This is a genomic window from Mycobacterium sp. NPDC050441 (genome assembly GCF_040655355.1).
GTDB lineage: Bacteria > Actinomycetota > Actinomycetes > Mycobacteriales > Mycobacteriaceae > Mycobacterium.
On sequence record NZ_JBFAJS010000005.1, the window covers coordinates 531609 to 548217 of the forward strand.

A 16609-nucleotide genomic window follows, 5' to 3' on the forward strand; every position below is an offset into this window, starting at 1 on the left:
TTCATACGTGCCGCAACTCGGCCCGACGCTTCGGCAGAAGCGCACCGGCGACGATCAGCCAGAGGAAGCCCGTGAACCGGGCGACCGGCAGGATCACTGCCGCTTCGGGCCAGATGAGCACCAGCGTCGCCACCTCGGCCAGCACAGCAATGGCCAGGCCCGTCCAGGCCAGCGCCCGCGGCAACAGTCCGAGGACCAGACTGGGCACCGCGATCCCGGCAAGCAGCAGGCCGAGTGCCACGATGTGCCCGACCCCGCCCGTGAGGAACACCAGGTAGTACAGCGCGCGGATCAGGCCGTCGTCGACGACCACCTCGGGCCGCGACATCGTCCAGCAGATCAGCCCTGCCAGCGCGAGGGCTCCGGAGGCGAGAATCCCGCCCGTCAGTGCGATCGTCGCACCGGGCGCCGTCACGCCGAGTTGCCGCAGACGTGTGCTCGCGGTGGCGGCATAGATCGCCAGCGGTACCGACGCCGCGAACGCGCCCACCGCGCCGGCCTGCACCGCCGCGTGATGATCATGGACATATCGAAGGACGTCTGCGGCCGCACCGTACGGGAGCGGCATCACCCCGCCGAGTGCGACGCCGACGCCCAATCCGACCAGCACCAACGCGAGTGAAACCGCTGCCACCGGGGCCAAGGGCGGTCCGCCTTGTCGGCCGGCAGGTCGCGTGGCCCGAATTCGATCTTCTGTTGAATCATTCATGACTTGAACGATATGCCCGTATCCGCCCGGCGGCAACTGCCTGAATATTTTCAGTCGTGAACCATTTGTTGCTGATACGGTTTCGGCATGGAACCTGGCCCGTCGGACTCCGTGGCATTCCTTCTGGCACAACTCGGCCACCGGGCGGCAACACTGTTCGCCGAACAGATGGCGACCCTCGAGCTCACGCCGCCGCACGCCGGCATCCTGCGCGCCATCGGCGGGCAGCCGGGACTAAGCCAGCAGTCCCTGAGCACCCAGCTGAGCCTGTTACCGAGCCGGGTGGTGAGCTACGTCGACGACCTCGAGGACCGCGGCTACGTCGAACGACGCCGCAATCCCGACGACCGCCGGCTGCACGCGCTGTTTCTCAGCACCGCAGGAAAGAAGACGCTGCGCCGCATCGGAGAGCTGGCGCGCCGACACGACGAGCGCATGACCGCGGGCCTCGATGCGGCACAACGAGAGAACCTCCGCGAGCTGCTGCAGACGCTGGCCGATCAACATGAGCTGACCCCGCACGTGCACCCCGGCTTCCGCAACCTGGGCCGCGCGGGTGCGGGCCCGGTCAAGCCAGCCGGGTGACCTCCACGACCACGTCGAGATCCGTCGACCCCTCACCCGAATAGATTCCCTTGAGCGGGGCCACATCCGAGTAGTCCCGCCCCACGCCGACACTGACGTACTGCTCATTGATCTCGCTGTCGTTGGTCGGGTCGTAGTGCCACCAACCTCCGGTCCACGCCTGAATCCAGGCGTGACTCTGACCGTCGATGGTGTCCCCCACCACCGCGTCCTGCGCCGGATGCAGATAGCCCGACACGTACCGCGCCGGAATCCCCATGGACCGCAACACGATCAACGACAGGTGGGCGAAGTCCTGACACACGCCTTTGCCCTCACGCAAAGCATCCAGGCCCGAGGAGTGCACCCCGGTGGTACCGGGCACGTAGTCGAGTTCACTGCGCACCCACTGCGCCACCGCGCCGACCGCCTCGAACGGGTCGTGATCCTTGGCGATTCGCTGTCCCACGCGCGTGATCCGCTTGCTGTGCGGTGTGTAGTGGGTCGGGCTGAGCACCTCGTCGAACCGGTCGATCACGGCCTCGGTGTCCAGATCGTCCCACCCGGCGAGCTCCTCGGGTTTCTCCGCGACCTCGGTCTCGACCACCGAGGATCCCGAGACCTCCAACTCGGTGTGCGGAGCATGCAGATCGAAGGCTGTCACCGCCGTACCCCAGTAGTCGACATACCGATAGGACCTGGTCGCCGGGATGGTCTCGACCCGGTTCAGGATCACGTTCTGACGCGAATCCGACCGCGGGGTCAATCGGGCCTCGTTGTAGGACGCCGTCACCGCCGACCGGTAGGCATATCCGGTCGAATGCACCACGCGTAACCGCCACATCTAGACCTCGCCCTCCTCGATCACAACCACATCCTCATGTCCGGCGTCGGTCCAGGCCACCCACGGCGCCGAGTGGAAGTACTGCAGCGCCAACGCTTCTCCGACATCGCGGCAGGTCTTCTGCAACGCGGCCAGCCGAGCATCCAGGGATTCCAGCAGTGCGCCCGGCTGCAGGAACTCGAGCTCACTGCGCGCCCGGCCCAAGAGCCGCTGCGCCTCGGCGGTGGCCCCCAGCCGGCTGTGCGGCCGATTGAGCAACTCGTCGAGACTGTGTTCGGCCAACCGCAGTGAATAGAAGATCGACCTGGGAAACAGCCGGTCCAACAACATGAACTCGACCACGCGACCGGCGTCGAGCACCCCGCGGTAGGTACGCAGGTACGTATCGTGGGCACCGGCAGAGCGCAGCAACGTGACCCAGGCCGGCGACGACCCACTGTCCCCGACCCGCGACAGCAGCAGCCGCACCGTCATGTCGACCCGCTCGATCGCGCGGCCCAACAACATGAACCGGTAGCCGTCGTCGCGGCTCAACGTCGAATCGGCCAGACCCGCGAACATCGCCGCGCGCCCCTCGACATAGGACAGGAACTCATGCGGGCCCAGGCGTTTGGCCGCGCGCTCCCGTTCGGCGAGCGCGTTGTAGGTGGTGTTGAGGCACTCCCAGATCTCGGTCGACGTGACTTCGCGGGCACCGCGGGCGTTCTCGCGCGCGGACGAGATCGAATCGACGATCGAGTTACCGCTGCTGTCGCGGCTGAACGCCACGATGTCGGTCAACGACCACACGTCCAGGCGCTGCGTCGGCGGCTCGATACCGAGCACACGCAACAGCGTCCGTGAGGCGACGTCCGGGTCGACACTGGAGTCCTCCAGCAGCTGATGCACCGTGACATCGAGGATGCGTGCAGTGTCGTCGGCCCGTTCCACATAACGTCCGATCCAGTACAACGACTCGGCATTGCGCGCCAGCATCTACCGCACCCCCCTGCTACTACTGCTGTTGTTGGGACGACGAACCATCAGGCGCGCCATCACTTTTGGGCCCGTTGTCGGATTCGGGCAGCGACCGCACCACCTGGGCCGCGGCGAGTTCGCGATCTGCGGCAGATGTACGCGACGCCAGCACCCAGGTGTCCTTCGACCCACCGCCCTGGCTGGAATTGACCACCAGGGACCCTTCCGGCAGCGCCACCCGGGTCAGCCCGCCGGGCAGCACCCAGACGTCGTTGCCGTCGTTGACCGCGAACGGGCGCAGGTCCACGTGCCGGGGCGCCAGCTTGTTGTCGATCTGGGTGGGCACCGTGGACAGCTGAATCACCGGCTGGGCGATCCAGCCGCGCGGGTCGTTGCGGATCTTCTTGGAGATCGCCGTCAACTCCTTGGCCGAGGCGTCCGGTCCGAACACGATGCCGTACCCACCCGAACCTTCCACCGGCTTGATGACGAGTTCATCGATCCGGTCGAGCACCTCCTCCCGTTCGGCGTCCAACCAACAGCGGTAGGTGTCGACGTTGGCGAGCACCGGCTTCTCACCGAGGTAGTACTCGATGATCGTCGGGACATAGGTGTAGACGAGCTTGTCGTCGCCGACCCCGTTGCCCACCGCACTGGAGATCACGACGTTGCCGGCCCGGGCCGCGTTGAGCAGGCCGGCCACCCCGAGCACCGAGTCGGGCCGGAACTGCATCGGGTCCAGGAACGCATCGTCGATGCGGCGGTAGATGACGTCGACGTGACGCTCGCCCTCGGTGGTGCGCATGTAGACGGCGTTGTCGCGGCAGAACAGATCGCGGCCCTCGACCAACTCGACCCCCATCTGCCGGGCCAGCAGCGAGTGCTCGAAGTACGCCGAGTTGTAGACGCCGGGCGTGAGCACCACGACGGTGGGGTCGGCGACGTTGGTGGGTGCGGCGTTGCGCAGCGCCCGCAGCAGGTGCGAGGAGTAGTCACCGACCGCGCGTACCCGGTGGGTGGCGAACAAATTCGGGAAAACGCGCGCCATGGTGCGCCGGTTCTCCATCACATAGGACACCCCCGAGGGTGACCGCAGGTTGTCCTCCAGCACCCGGAAGACCCCCTTGTCGTCACGGATCAGATCGATGCCCGCGACGTGGATACGCACCCCGTTCGGCGGGACGATGCCCGCGGCTTCACGGTGGAAGTGCTCGCACGAGGTGACCAGCCGACGCGGGATCACCCCGTCACGCAGGATCTCCTGCTCGCCGTAGATGTCGTCGAGGTACATCTCCAGCGCCTTGACCCGCTGGATGATGCCGCGTTCCAGCCGGGACCATTCGGCCGCCGAGATCACCCGCGGCACCAGGTCGAGCGGGAACGGTCGCTCCTGGCCGGACAACGAGAACGTGATGCCCTGATCGGTGAACGCCCGGCCCAGTGCGTCCGACCGCGACAGCAACTCCGAGGCGTCCGACGGAGCAAGCTCGTCGAAGATGCCCTTGTACGGTCCGCGGACGTTGCCAGAGCCGTCGAACATCTCGTCGAAGGCCTCGGAGTAGCGGCCCAGGCGGTTGTAGCCGTCGAAGACACCCTGATGTTTTGCGCGTCGCGCCGAAGCGGCGCGCTGTCCGGTCGGGCGCGACCCGTTCGATCCTGCCCCTGGCGTACGGACTGTTTTCAGGCTCACCCTTGTCATGCTGCCGCACCTGGCGCGGTTTCGCCGGGTCAATGGTGCAGCCCGTTTCGGCAGGCCAAAGGGCGGTTAAGGTGGTATTAGAGCCCCAAACCGGGGAGTCGGCGGCCGCCGTTTCAGCTGCACCGCTTTGGGAGTTCGGACGCCTCGCTGGTACCCTGAACAGTCGCTGCCCGCAGTGCGGGTGTGCGCACCCAGACTTCGGTAACCCCAGCTAGAGAATTACGAAGGAATTTTTACGTGGCCAACATCAAGTCGCAGGAAAAGCGCATCCTCACCAACGAGCGTCGTCGGCTGCGTAACCAGTCGGTGAAGTCGTCGCTGCGTACGGCTGTGCGCGGCTTCCGCGAGGCCGTCGAGGCGGGCGAGAAGGACAAGGCCGCCGAGTTGCTGGTCGCGACCAGCCGTCAGCTCGACAAGGCCGCCAGCAAGGGCGTCATCCACGCCAACCAGGCCGCCAACAAGAAGTCGGCCCTCGCTGGGGCGCTGAACAAGCTCTGATCCTCGGGTTCCACCCCGAATAGTTCTTCCGGTTCACCGGGTGGCGAGTTGCGCCACCCGGCGTACCGCTGTTTCAAGGGCGTAGTCGGCATCTGCCGCTGCGCCCTTTACGTCTGCATTGAGCGTGGCGACCACCCGCATCGCCTCGGCCACCGAGTCGCGTGACCATCCGCGCGCCTGCTTCTGCGCCTTCTGCACCCGCCAGGGCGGCATGCCCAGTTCACCGGCCAGCCGATACGGATCCCCCGAGAGCGGACCCACCCGTGCGATCGTGTGCACCGCCTCGGCCAGCGCGTCGGCCAACACCACCTGCGGCTCACCGGCCAGCATCGCCCACCGCAACGCCTCGGCCGCACCGGCGACATCTCCGGTGACCGCCTTGTCGGCGATGTCGAAGCCCTTCACCTCCGCCTTACCGCTGTGATAGCGGCGCACCGCGACCGCGTCGACCTGCCCGGCGGTGTCGGCCACCAGCTGTGAACACACCGCCGCGAGCTCACGGATGTTCGATCCGACCGCGTCGAGCACCGCGGTGACCGTGTCGTCGGAAACCTTGACCCGCAACTGACGGAATTCGGCACGTACGAAATCCGCACGCTCTGCCGGTTTGGTGATACGTGCACACGGATGCACCTGTGCGCCAATCTTTTTCAGTTGGTCGGCCAAAGCCTTGGCCCGCCCACCGCCGGAGTGGATGACGATCAGAACGGTGCCGGGCGGCAGATCGGCTGCGGCCGAGGCGATCAGGGCCACGGCATCCTTACCGGCCTCGGCGGCAGCCTCCAGCACCACCAGGCGCTCCTCGGCGAACAGCGACGGGCTCAGCAGCTCGGCAAGCTCGCTGGTGCTGACCTCGCCGGCCCGCATCCGGTCCACCGGAACGTCATCGGATCCGGCCTGCTGGCGCAGCGCCCGCAGGACCGCCCCGACCGCTCGTTCGACCAGTAGTTCCTCATCGCCCAGAACCAGGTGCAGGCCGTCGATCTGTTGACTCACACCGATGATCGTGTCACGCCGGCCCGACAGCTCCGACCACCTGGCCCGCCAGCGCCCAGGCCAGCAGGCCGAGCACCGCCGCGGCCAGTCCGCGACGCATCCAGCGCAGCCGCCACAACACCGTCAGCGCCACCCCTGCCAGCGCTACCGACACCACGCCGGCCAACCCCGAGGGCGACGGCAGGGCGGCCGCCGGTAGCGCCGAACCCCACCGCGCCACCGACAGCAGCCACCACAGTTCCGGTCCGGTGAACCGGATCAGTAGCTGGGCTCCGCCCGGCCAGACCGTCGAGCACACGGCCGCCGCGGTACCGAGGACCGCGATCGGCGGAATCACCCCGGCCACCGCGAGATTGGCGGCGACGGCGACCAGGCTGACGGTCCCCGAGATCCCGGCCACCAATGGGGCGGTGACCAACTGGGCCACCACCGCGACGCTGACCGCTGCCGCCACCGGGCGCGGCCAGCCACGGGCCTGCAGCCGGCCCGACCACACCGGGGCGAGTACGACGATGCCTGCCGTCGCACACACCGACAACGCGAACCCGACATCGACCGCGAGTTCGGGTGCGGCGATCATCAGCGCGATCACGCTGGCGGCCAGCGCGGGGACCGCCTGTCGTCGCCGATGGGTCAACACCGCGAGCAGGGTCACCGCACCCATCACGGCAGCCCGCAGCACGCTGGCCGAGGGCTGCACGACGATGACGAAGCCGACCAATCCGGCGCCGGCCAGCGGCACGGCGGCTCTCGGCCCGACCAGTGCCGCGCTGAGCAACAGCGCGCCGCACACGATGGTCACGTTGGCGCCCGACACCGCGGTCAGATGGGTGAGACCCGACGTGCGGAACTGCGCGGTGGTCGTGCCGGTGACCGTCGAGGTATCCCCCAGCACCAATGCGGGCAGCATGGCTGCCTGATCGGCGGGCAGCGCCGCGCGCGCCGCCTCCGCGAAGCCCGCACGGATCTGCTGGGCGATGCGCTGTACGGCCGAAGCCTCCCCCAGCGACGGCTGTCCCGACGCCGCCAGCACGGCCACACTCAGGTCCTTGCGGCCCGGGCGCCCCACGGAGGCCCGGAATGCCACCGGACGCCCCGGAACTACCTCGCCGAAGCCCGGTGGTGCGAACACCAGGACCTGCCCCGACATCGGGGCCTGATCGACCCGGCGCAGCGCGGCACGGAACATCAACCGACCGCCCTTGATCGTCCGCGGTGTCTCAGCGGGGACGACCTCCGCCGTCGCGGTTCCGCCGTAGAGGCGGCTGACCGGATGATGTTCGACCTGGTGCACGCGCAGTCCGACCGCGACGGTGAATCCGGCCGCGATGGCCGCCACAGCCAGAACCGCAGCGGCGACGCCCGTACCGTCACCGTCTGCCCACCGTGCGGCCAGCCAGGTCAACCCCACGGCGCCGACGCCCACCACCACGGCAGCGCCCGGGTGCCAGACGATTGCGGCCGCCGACACCGACCACGCGGTCAGGGCGGCCGGGACCAGGCGCAGATCCAGTGGCTGCCCCGCGGCCCACCCATCGTCGGCCTGCCCGTCACTGTCGGAAGCATCACGCCCGGACCAGCTCACGCAGTTTCTCCAGCCGTGCCGGACCGATGCCGTCGACGTCGCCGAGTTGATCGACACTGTCGAACCGACCGTGGGCGGCCCGCCAGGCCACGATCGCCTCGGCGGTCACCGGGCCGACGCCGGGCAGCGCGTCGAGGTCCTCGACGGTCGCCGTGTTGAGGTCGACCGGCCCCGACGGCACGCCCGACGCGGGAGCAGACGAGCCCCGCGACGGGGACGCCGGGGCATCGCCGGCGACCGAACTGCCCATGGTCGTCGGTTGACCCGGCGGCGCGTCGATACCGACCACAATCTGTTCACCGTCACCGACCCGGCGAGCCATGTTCAACCCGATCAGGTCGGCACCGTCGAGTGGCCCACCGGCGGCTTCCAGCGCATCGGCGATCCTCGCGCCGGGTTGCAGGGTCACCAGCCCCGGCTTGTGCACCAGACCGACCACGCTGACCACCACCGGCCCGCCAGTGGCGTTCGCTTCCGGTGTCGGGCCTGCCGACGAAACCATTTGTACCGGTGGCAGATTCGCCGAAGCAACCGGCGGTGGCTGCTGACGGATCAGGGTGAAAACGGTGACCAGGATCGCGAGGACCCCGACCCCGGCCAACACCAGGGCCCCCGCGCGGCCCGGGTCGGCGCGCACCCTGGTGAACCAGCCCGGGCCGTCCCCCGGCGCCATATCGGGCAGCCATCTCGACAGCGCGCTCTCAGACGCGGTGTCCTGGCCGGCGCCGCCGTCTCCCTCGGTATCGGCGTCATCCCCGCCGCCCGGACGGCCCCCGCCCAGACGACTGAGCCGCTCCACCGACAATTCGGTTCCCATGCCCGCGACGGTAGGTGCGGGCCGCGACGATTCCGGGCTCCCGCGACAGCGACCCCGACCGACTGTGGATGAACCTCGCGGTGTGGATAACCTGCGTGGTCATCCCACGGCCCGGGTGGACGGCTGCTGGGGCGCGGCCCGTTCCAGGTATCGCAGTAGTTCCACCGGGAACGGCAGCACCACGGTGGAATTCTTCTCCGCAGCCACTTCGACGACGGTCTCCAGCAGCCGCAACTGCAGGGCCGCCGGGTCGGCCGACATCACATCGGCCGCCGCGGCGAGCTTCTCGGACGCCTGCAGTTCGCCGTCGGCGGTGATGACGCGGGCCCGGCGTTCCCGCTCCGCCTCGGCCTGACGCGCGATGGACCGCTTCATCGAATCCGGCAGCACGACGTCTTTGATCTCGACCCGGTCGATGTGGATCCCCCAGCCCACCGCTGGGTTGTCGATGAGCAGTTCGAGGCCTTGATTGAGCCGCTCCCGGTTGGACAGGAGGTCGTCCAGATTGCTCTTGCCGATGATCGACCGCAGTGAGGTCTGCGCCACCTGGCCGATCGCCGACATGTAGTCCTGGACGTCGACCACGGCCCGAACGGGGTCGATCACGTTGAAATAGATGACGGCGTCGACCCGCACGGTGACGTTGTCACGGGTGATGCCGTCCTGCGCCGGGACCGGCATCGTGATGATCTGCATGTTGACCTTCTGCAACCGGTCGGCGACGGGAATGAGCATCGTCAATCCTGGTTGCCGGACGTTGTCGCGGACCCGGCCGAACCGGAAGACCACCCCCCGCTCGTACTGTCTGACGACGCGGATATTGCTCAAGCCGAGCCAGACCAGAGCGATGGCGCCGGCCCCCGCCGATACGAGTGCGTAGAGCATGTCCATGATCTGACCTCGATTCATGGCTTCGCGGGGCGAACTCGTCCCACAGTTCGATTGTGCGACGCCGGTGCGTCTCCCGCCAGGAGGGACCGGTGCGCCTACCGCGGGTGAACAAGTCCCCGATAGTGTCTAGAGTCCAGCGCAGGGCTCAGCGAGGGAGGCGATCATGACCGCAGCGGGTAGGCCGATTCGGGTCATCCAGTGGACCACCGGCAACATCGGACGACGCTCGCTGCACGCGATCATCGCCCGCGACGACATGGAACTGGTCGGCGTGTACGCCTACGGCGCCGACAAGGTCGGTGTCGATGCCGCCGAGTTGGCCGGCTGGCCCGAGCCAACCGGCATCAAGGCCACCAACTCCATCGACGATCTGATCGCCCTGAAGCCCGATGCCTGCTGCTACAACCCGATCTGGCCCAGCGTCGACGAACTGGTCCGCCTGCTGGAGGCCGGGATCAACGTGTGTTCCACTGCCGCCTGGATCACCGGCGGCAAGCAATCTCCCGAAGACCTGGAGCGAATCCAGAAGGCTTGCCAGACAGGTAATTCCACGATCTTCGGCAGCGGGGCCCACCCCGGACTGACGAACATGATGGGCATGGTGCTGTCCAGCGCCTGCGAGAGCGTCGACGAAATCCGGATCACCGAGTCCGTCGACTGCGGGGTCTACGAATCGGCCGGAACCATGGCCGCGATGGGCTTCGGCAAGGACCCGGAAACGCCGGGGCTGGCCGAGAACGTGCGTCTGGAAAGCGAAGTGTTCGCCGAGTCGGCGGCGATGATGGCCGACGCCATCGGCACCAAGCTGGACCGGATCACCTTCGACGTCACGTTCACCGCGGCCACCGACGATTCCGATCTGGGGTTCATGCAGATCCCCAAGGGCACGGTGGCCAGCGTGTACGGCTACCACCGCGGCTGGGTGGGCGACAAGAACGTCGTCAGCGTCGGATTCAACTGGATCATGGGCAACCACGTCACCCCGCCGAAGCCGGTCGCGCACGGTCACGTGATCCAGGTGTTCGGCGTGCCCAACATGCGCACTGTCGTGTACTGCCTGCCGTCGAAGGACTGGAGCGAGGTCAGCCTCAACGGGCTCGGCATGATCTACACCGCGCTGCCGGTCACCAACGCGGTGCCCGCAGTGGTGGCCGCCGCGCCGGGCATCCTCACGCTCAAGGATCTGCCGCCGGTCACCGGCCGCTTCGCCGGCTGACGCCCGCGGCGACGTCCTCACCGGTGCGCCGGCCCGTTCCGTCGGCTCCGTCGACGATGCTGCGCAGCGCCGCGACGTGACCCTCGAATGCCACTCGGCCGGCGTCGGTAAGCCTGGCATGCACCTTGTGGCGGCTCGCATCGAGGCGCCGCTCGGTGGTGACGTACCCCGCACTTTCCAGAATCGCCAGCTGCTTGGACAATGCTGAATCTGAAAGTCGCAGAGTTTCTTTGAGGTAGGAGAACTCAGCCCAGTCGGCTGCGGCCAACGTCGCCACCAGTGTCAATCGCGTGCTGGGGTGGATCAGTTCGTCGAAGCAGGGCTCAGTGGTCATGCATTGGCCCAACGGCACAGAGTCCGCAGAATCTCGGGGCCTCCCAATCCGACGATCGCGGCGACGAACACCGCCGCCGCCGTTCCAGCGTGACGGGTGCCGTCGGCATTCAGCGCGAACCCCGCCGCGATCGTCACGGCGACCAGTGCCACCAGCATGCCGATCACCACCAGCGGTATCCGGCGCCAGGCCGTATCCGCGCTGACCTGCAGACGGTTGGTCCTGCGGCGTCCGTCCAGGCGGCGGGACGCTATCGCGGAATGAACGACGCCGAACGCCAGGGTCGCGGTGATGACGAGCCACTGCGGGCCGAAATCGCCGATGACCCCGAGGCAGACCCAGGCCGCCGCCAGCAGCCACCAGTACCACCGGGGCAGCCCTACTTCATCGGCCACCCGCGCTGTGGCACGGTCGACGGCATCCAGTGCGGCACGAGCATCGGCCGGCGTGGTGTCCCCCATGATCGATCCTCACTTTCCTGTATGGAAAGTCAGGATCCCAGTTTCCAACTGGGAAAGTCAAGGGTTCACGCGCAGCGAAACGTCTCAGCCACGACACCGACCCTGGATTGCGTTGTCCTGCTGCACCGTTTTCTACCTGACGGTTGTGCGCGCCGCCGATCCACAGCCCTGATATAGAAAGCGCCGTCGGCAATCGCCGGCTAGCTCGGAGCGTCCTCCACAGTGATGCAGGCGCCGACCGCGCCGCCACCGACATGAACGGCCAGTACCGGGCCCATGTCGGTCACCGACAGAGATCGCAGGTTCGGCAGCCGGCCGGCGAGTGCCGCCGCGATCTCCTCGGCGCCGTCCGGGTTGTCGACGTGGTGCACGACCACGCGCACGGCGCGGTCCCCCGCGGCATCGGCGATCTGATCGACAAGTGCCGCATGGGCTTTCGACATCGTCCGGATGCGCTGTGAGAGCACCAGCCGGCCGTCCACATCGAGGCGCAGCAGCGGTTTGAGTGACAACGCGGTACCCAGCCACGATGCTGCCGCACCGATCCGGCCACTGCGCCGCAGGTTGTCGAGGCGGTGTACGACGATGAACGCCTGCCCGCGCGGTATCGCGGCACGAGCCGCCGCCTCTACCGCGTCGAGTGTTGCACCGCCACGGGCTGATTCGGCGGCGGCGAGGGCGACGAAACCCACCCCCATCGCTGCCGCACGGGAGTTCACCACCCGTACGGCCTGCCCGATCTCACGGGCTACCGCGGCGGCGGTGCTGTACGTGCTCGACAGCGCAGCCGAAATATGGACTGCGACAACACCGTCGCCGTCACTGTCGGCCAGCGCCTGCCGATAGGTGTCGGCGAGATCGGCCGGGGAGGCCCCGGAGGTGGTGACCCTGGCCCGGTCATAGATGCCTGCCGGCATCGGATCCACACCGTCGCACAGGTCGTTGCCATCGTCGAGGACGTGCAACGGCACCTGCCGAATGCCCCACTTTTCGCACAACTCGGGCCGCAACCGCGACGTCGAGTCGGTCACCACCATGACCGCCATCGTCAGTCGGTGGAATCCAGTTGTGGCACACCGGCATCGGCCAGGCCCTTGAGCATCAGCTCGGCCACCCTCCGGTGGGCTTCGAAGTTCCAGTGGATGCCGTCGGGATTACCTCGCCCGTTGAGCACCTCGTCGGCCACCGCAGCCTTGAGGTCCACCAACGGCACGTCGTGCTCGGCCGCCCATGCCGTGATCGCCTTGACCGTGGGCTCTCGACCGTGATGGGCCTTGCCGTACGTGTCGGCGATGTGCACCGACGGCAGCGAGGCCACCACCGGAATACCCGGCCGGTTGAAATCGATGGCGTTGCGCGTCATCTCGAGGTACTCGACCGTCACATGCGGTGGCAGCGCCGCTCGGGCGATCGGCGACAACCGAGGCTGGATCCAGCCGTAGCCGTCGCGTGCCCAGCGCCGCAGCCAGCCCGGCCGCACATACCGGATCAGCTCGCGCAGTGCCGTCGGCAGCGGCGAGGGCAGCGAATCCATGCCGCCGGTGGCGAAGACCACCGCGCCGGCGCGCGGCAAGGCCGCCCACGCCCGCGGGTCCTGGGTCGAGGCCCACCAGACGTCGCGGGTGGTCCAGCCGATCCGGCCGATGAGTTCCACGTCCCAGCCCAACTGCTCGGCCACGATGTTGGGCCAGATCCGCGGATCGTCGGACGGCAGACCGCCGGTCGGGCCGAAATAGGACAGGGAGTCACAGAACACCAGCAGCGTGCGCCGTGACTCAGTCGGCAGGCGATCAGAGGACATCGTTGGCCACCTGCGCCGAGGCATTCCACACGTCCAGCCGCCAGCGGATCGCGTCGAAGTCCGCGGTGTTCCCGGAATCGTCGGAATGTCCCGACAGCTGAACCCAACTGGCGTTACCCATGCCGCCGAGCACCGGCCAATTGTCCACCGGCAGGCCCAGCAAACCGGCGGTCAGCGCCGCGATCAGACCGCCGTGAGCAACCAGCACGACCGGGCGGTCCGCACCTCCCCCGACCTGATCCAGGCCCCAATCAGCTTGCCCGGCAACAAGTTCAGCGACCACCGGAACACTGCGATCGGCCACGTCGACGCGGCTCTCACCACCGTGCGGTGCCCACCGCGCGTCCTCGCGCCACGCCGCGCGGGCGCCCGGGGCTGCCGTGTCCACCTCCTGGTGCGTCAGACCCTGCCAGTCCCCCAGATGTGTCTCACGCAACCGCTTGTCCACGGCCACCGCGATCCCGGCACGGTCACCGAGGGTCATCGCGGTATCCAGGGCACGCTTTAGATCCGAAGACACGATCAACAGCGGTTGACGCTTGGCCAGCACCTCGGCCGCCGCGGCGGCCTGGTCGCGGCCCAGATCGGACAACTCGGTGTCGAGCTGACCCTGCATCCGGCTGCCCGCGTTGTACTCGGTCTGGCCGTGACGCAACAGCACCAGCCGACGGACCGTCATCGCGCCCTCATTCTTCGACCTCAGGCGATTCCAGCTCGACCGGAACCGTCGGGCAGTCACGCCACAGCCGTTCCAGGGCATAGAACTCCCGCTCGTCCTGATGCTGGATGTGCACGACGATGTCCACGTAATCGAGCAGCGTCCAGCGCCCCTCGCGGGTACCTTCGCGGCGCGCAGGCTTGTAGCCGGCCTGCCGCATCTTGTCCTCGACCTCGTCGACGATCGCGTTGACCTGACGCTCGTTGGAGGCCGACGCGATCACGAAGCAGTCGGTGATCACCAACTGACCCGACACGTCGATGACGACCACATCGTCGGCCAGCTTGGCCGAGGCAGCCTGGGCGGCCACGGTCGCCATCGCCACGGCCTCAGCGGTGGCGCTCATCGAACCGGCTCCATGATGTGTTCACCCTTCCCGTCTGCGGAATACAACCCGCGTTTGGTCACGTACTGCACCACGCCGTCGGGCACCAGGTACCAGATCGGCCGGCCTTCGGAGGCCCGCTTGCGGCAGTCGCTGGACGAGATGGCCAGCGCGGGCACCTCGACCAATGTCAACGTGTCAGGCGGCAGCTCACGCAGCGCCGCCTCGATATGTTCACCGTCCAGCTCATAGCCTGGCCGGCTGACGCCGACGAACCTCGCCATGGAGAACAGGTCCTCCCAGTTCTGCCAGGACAGGATCGAGGCCAGGGCGTCGGCCCCGGTGATGAAGTACAAGTCGGTGTCGGCGGCGTTGAGATCACGCAGATCTCGCAAGGTGTCCTTGGTGTAGGTCGCCCCACCTCGATCGATGTCGACCCGGCTGACCGAGAACCTCGGGTTCGACGCGGTGGCGATCACCGTCATCAGATACCGGTCCTCGGCCGCGCTGACCCGCCGGTCGTGTTTCTGCCAGGGCTGACCGGTCGGGACGAACACCACCTCGTCGAGTTCGAACAGATCGGCCACCTCACTGGCAGCGACCAGGTGTCCGTTGTGGATGGGATCGAACGTCCCACCCATCACACCCAGCCTGCGCCGTCTTGCCACAAAGAGGCAGCTTACGGGAGCGTTGACGAGCGTCGGCACCCGCGAAGCAGACGCTGCGGTTGCGCGGGCTCAGACCGGCAGCAACCCGTCGATCACCGCGGCCAGCTGCTTGGCCGAGCGGCACTCGTGCATCGGGATCGTTTCGAGGTATTTGGGAACCGCAGAATCCCCGCTGCCCCACAGGTGCTTGGGCTCCGGGTTGAGCCAGTGCGCGTGCCGGCTCGCCGACACCATGTGTGCCAGCAGCGCCGTCTCGGGGTTGCGGTAGTTGTTCCGACCGTCGCCCAGTACCAGCAGCGAGGTGCGCGGAGACAGCACGTTGGGGTACTTGTCCAGGAAGGACACGAACGCGTGCCCGTAGTCCGAGTGCCCGTCGCGGGTGTAGACACCTGCCTCACGGGTGATGCGCTGCACCGCGACCGCCAGATCGGCCTCCGGACCGAACATGTCGGTGACCTCGTCGGTGGTGTCGATGAAGGCGAAGACCCGAACCCGGGAGAACTGCTGACGCAGTGCCGAGACCAGCATCAGCGTGAAGTGGCTGAACCCGGCCACCGACCCCGACACATCGCAGAGCACGACGAGTTCCGGACGGGCCGGATGCGGCTTCTTGAGCACGACGTCGATGGGCACACCGCCGGTGGACATCGACTTGCGCAGCGTCTTGCGAAGGTCGATCTCCCCGGACCGGGACCGCCGGCGCCGCGCCGCCAGCCGCGTCGCCAGCGTGCGCGCCAGCGGCTGCACGGTCTTGCGCATCTGGCGGAGTTGCTCGCCGGAGGCCCGCAGGAACTCGACATTCTCGGCCAGCTGCGGCACGCCGTACATCTGCACGTGGTCGCGGCCCAACTGCTCGGCGGTGCGCCGCTTGGTCTCCGACTCGACCATCTTGCGCAGCTGGCTGATGCGCTGGGCCGCCAGCGCCTTGGCGATCTCCTCCTGGGTCGGCGTGGGTTCGTCGCCGTAGGGGGCGAGCAGCCCGGCCAGCAGCCGGCCCTCCAGATCGTCGAGGCTCATGGCCTTGAGCGCCTGATACGACGAGTACGACGGGCCGCGGCTGGAGTTGTAGCGACCGTAGGCCTCGACGATCCGCGCGATCATCGCCGCCATCCGGTCATCGAGATTGGCCAGATCCTCGTTGTCGGCCAGCATCCGCACCAACGCCTCGCGCATCGCCTCGATGTCCTCGGGCGGCAGCTGGAGCCGATCCTCATCACGGGCGTCGCCCTCGTCATCATCCGAGAGCACGGTGCGCGCACCCAGCGCCGCCGGGAAGAACAGGTCGAACATCGCGTCGTAGGTCTCGCGGTGATCGGGACGCCGCAGCACCGCGCAGGCGATGCCCTCGCGTAACGCCTCTCGATTGCCCAACCCGAGCACGGTGATCACCCGGCCGGCGTCCACGGTTTCCGACGGCCCGACCGAGATTCCTTGCCCGCGAAGGGCTTCGACAAACTCAACGAGGTGCCCCGGCAGGCCGTGCGGGGCCAGCGGCTGGGGCGGTCGAACCCGGCGGGGCACCACTA

General features: G+C 67.8%; 19 protein-coding genes. 3 read left to right on the forward strand and 16 right to left on the reverse strand.

Annotated features, from left to right (window positions below; translation table 11 throughout):
* Position 1: 1 nt before the first annotated feature.
* Complete coding sequence (locus tag AB0I14_RS18140) at positions 2-709, reverse strand: hypothetical protein (protein WP_358024166.1); 708 nt, start codon at positions 707-709, stop codon at positions 2-4.
* 87 nt (positions 710-796) lie between these two features.
* On the opposite strand from AB0I14_RS18140, the gene AB0I14_RS18145 reads away from it, so the two are divergent.
* Entirely contained in the window at positions 797-1294 is a 498-nt protein-coding gene (locus tag AB0I14_RS18145; protein ID WP_358024169.1) for a MarR family winged helix-turn-helix transcriptional regulator, read from the forward strand.
* Here AB0I14_RS18145 and AB0I14_RS18150 read toward each other — a convergent pair.
* From AB0I14_RS18150 to AB0I14_RS18160, 3 genes are read right to left on the reverse strand one after another with little or no spacing between them, the layout of a single operon-like run.
* Positions 1278-2117 carry a transglutaminase family protein gene (locus AB0I14_RS18150; RefSeq protein WP_358024172.1) on the reverse strand — a complete coding sequence of 280 codons (840 nt, stop codon included), beginning with the start codon at positions 2115-2117 and terminating at the stop codon, positions 1278-1280. The genes AB0I14_RS18145 and AB0I14_RS18150 overlap by 17 nt on opposite strands.
* Complete coding sequence (locus AB0I14_RS18155; protein WP_358024175.1) at positions 2118-3092, reverse strand: alpha-E domain-containing protein; 975 nt, start codon at positions 3090-3092, stop codon at positions 2118-2120.
* A 19-nt stretch (positions 3093-3111) separates the two neighbouring features.
* Positions 3112-4614 (reverse strand): circularly permuted type 2 ATP-grasp protein, encoded by a 1503-nt coding sequence (locus AB0I14_RS18160; RefSeq protein ID WP_358024415.1) that lies wholly within the window; start codon positions 4612-4614, stop codon positions 3112-3114.
* Positions 4615-5010: 396 nt separating this feature from the next.
* On the opposite strand from AB0I14_RS18160, the gene rpsT reads away from it, so the two are divergent.
* On the forward strand, positions 5011-5271 hold the full coding sequence (gene rpsT, locus AB0I14_RS18165) for a 30S ribosomal protein S20 (RefSeq protein WP_358024178.1): 261 nt from the start codon (positions 5011-5013) through the stop codon (positions 5269-5271).
* 33 nt (positions 5272-5304) lie between these two features.
* Here rpsT and holA read toward each other — a convergent pair whose 3' ends face one another.
* The 4 genes from holA to AB0I14_RS18185 form a co-directional block, all read right to left on the reverse strand.
* Positions 5305-6267, reverse strand: a complete 963-nt coding sequence (gene holA, locus AB0I14_RS18170; protein ID WP_358024181.1) for a DNA polymerase III subunit delta — start codon at positions 6265-6267, stop codon at positions 5305-5307.
* 13 nt (positions 6268-6280) lie between these two features.
* Positions 6281-7780, reverse strand: coding sequence for a ComEC/Rec2 family competence protein (locus AB0I14_RS18175; protein ID WP_358024418.1), 1500 nt, complete (start codon positions 7778-7780; stop codon positions 6281-6283).
* Between the two features lie 52 nt (positions 7781-7832).
* Entirely contained in the window at positions 7833-8669 is an 837-nt protein-coding gene (locus AB0I14_RS18180; RefSeq protein WP_358024183.1) for a ComEA family DNA-binding protein, read from the reverse strand.
* A gap of 99 nt (positions 8670-8768) precedes the next feature.
* Complete coding sequence (locus tag AB0I14_RS18185) at positions 8769-9560, reverse strand: SPFH domain-containing protein (protein WP_358024186.1); 792 nt, start codon at positions 9558-9560, stop codon at positions 8769-8771.
* A gap of 163 nt (positions 9561-9723) precedes the next feature.
* Here AB0I14_RS18185 and AB0I14_RS18190 point away from each other — a divergent pair, with 163 nt between their 5' ends.
* Positions 9724-10776 carry a dihydrodipicolinate reductase gene (locus AB0I14_RS18190; RefSeq protein ID WP_358024189.1) on the forward strand — a complete coding sequence of 351 codons (1053 nt, stop codon included), beginning with the start codon at positions 9724-9726 and terminating at the stop codon, positions 10774-10776.
* Here the strand turns inward: AB0I14_RS18190 and AB0I14_RS18195 are convergent.
* From AB0I14_RS18195 to AB0I14_RS18230, 8 genes are all read right to left on the reverse strand, one after another.
* A complete protein-coding gene (locus tag AB0I14_RS18195) occupies positions 10754-11110 on the reverse strand; it encodes a transcriptional regulator (protein WP_358024191.1) in 357 nt (118 codons plus the stop codon). The genes AB0I14_RS18190 and AB0I14_RS18195 overlap by 23 nt on opposite strands.
* Positions 11107-11571 carry a hypothetical protein gene (locus AB0I14_RS18200; RefSeq protein WP_358024194.1) on the reverse strand — a complete coding sequence of 155 codons (465 nt, stop codon included), beginning with the start codon at positions 11569-11571 and terminating at the stop codon, positions 11107-11109. Before AB0I14_RS18200 ends, AB0I14_RS18195 begins: the two co-directional genes overlap by 4 nt.
* A 200-nt stretch (positions 11572-11771) precedes the next feature.
* A complete protein-coding gene (locus tag AB0I14_RS18205; RefSeq protein ID WP_358024197.1) occupies positions 11772-12617 on the reverse strand; it encodes a DegV family protein in 846 nt (281 codons plus the stop codon).
* Between the two features lie 2 nt (positions 12618-12619).
* Complete coding sequence (gene octT, locus AB0I14_RS18210) at positions 12620-13372, reverse strand: diglucosylglycerate octanoyltransferase (RefSeq protein ID WP_358024200.1); 753 nt, start codon at positions 13370-13372, stop codon at positions 12620-12622.
* Entirely contained in the window at positions 13362-14051 is a 690-nt protein-coding gene (gene gpgP / locus AB0I14_RS18215; protein ID WP_358024203.1) for a glucosyl-3-phosphoglycerate phosphatase, read from the reverse strand. The genes octT and gpgP overlap by 11 nt, the downstream gene beginning before the upstream one ends.
* Positions 14052-14058: 7 nt before the next feature.
* Positions 14059-14436 (reverse strand): ribosome silencing factor, encoded by a 378-nt coding sequence (rsfS, locus tag AB0I14_RS18220; protein WP_358024206.1) that lies wholly within the window; start codon positions 14434-14436, stop codon positions 14059-14061.
* Positions 14433-15083, reverse strand: a complete 651-nt coding sequence (gene nadD, locus AB0I14_RS18225) for a nicotinate-nucleotide adenylyltransferase (RefSeq protein ID WP_358024209.1) — start codon at positions 15081-15083, stop codon at positions 14433-14435. Before nadD ends, rsfS begins: the two co-directional genes overlap by 4 nt.
* 69 nt (positions 15084-15152) lie before the next feature.
* Entirely contained in the window at positions 15153-16607 is a 1455-nt protein-coding gene (locus AB0I14_RS18230; RefSeq protein WP_358024212.1) for a VWA domain-containing protein, read from the reverse strand.
* Positions 16608-16609: the final 2 nt, after the last annotated feature.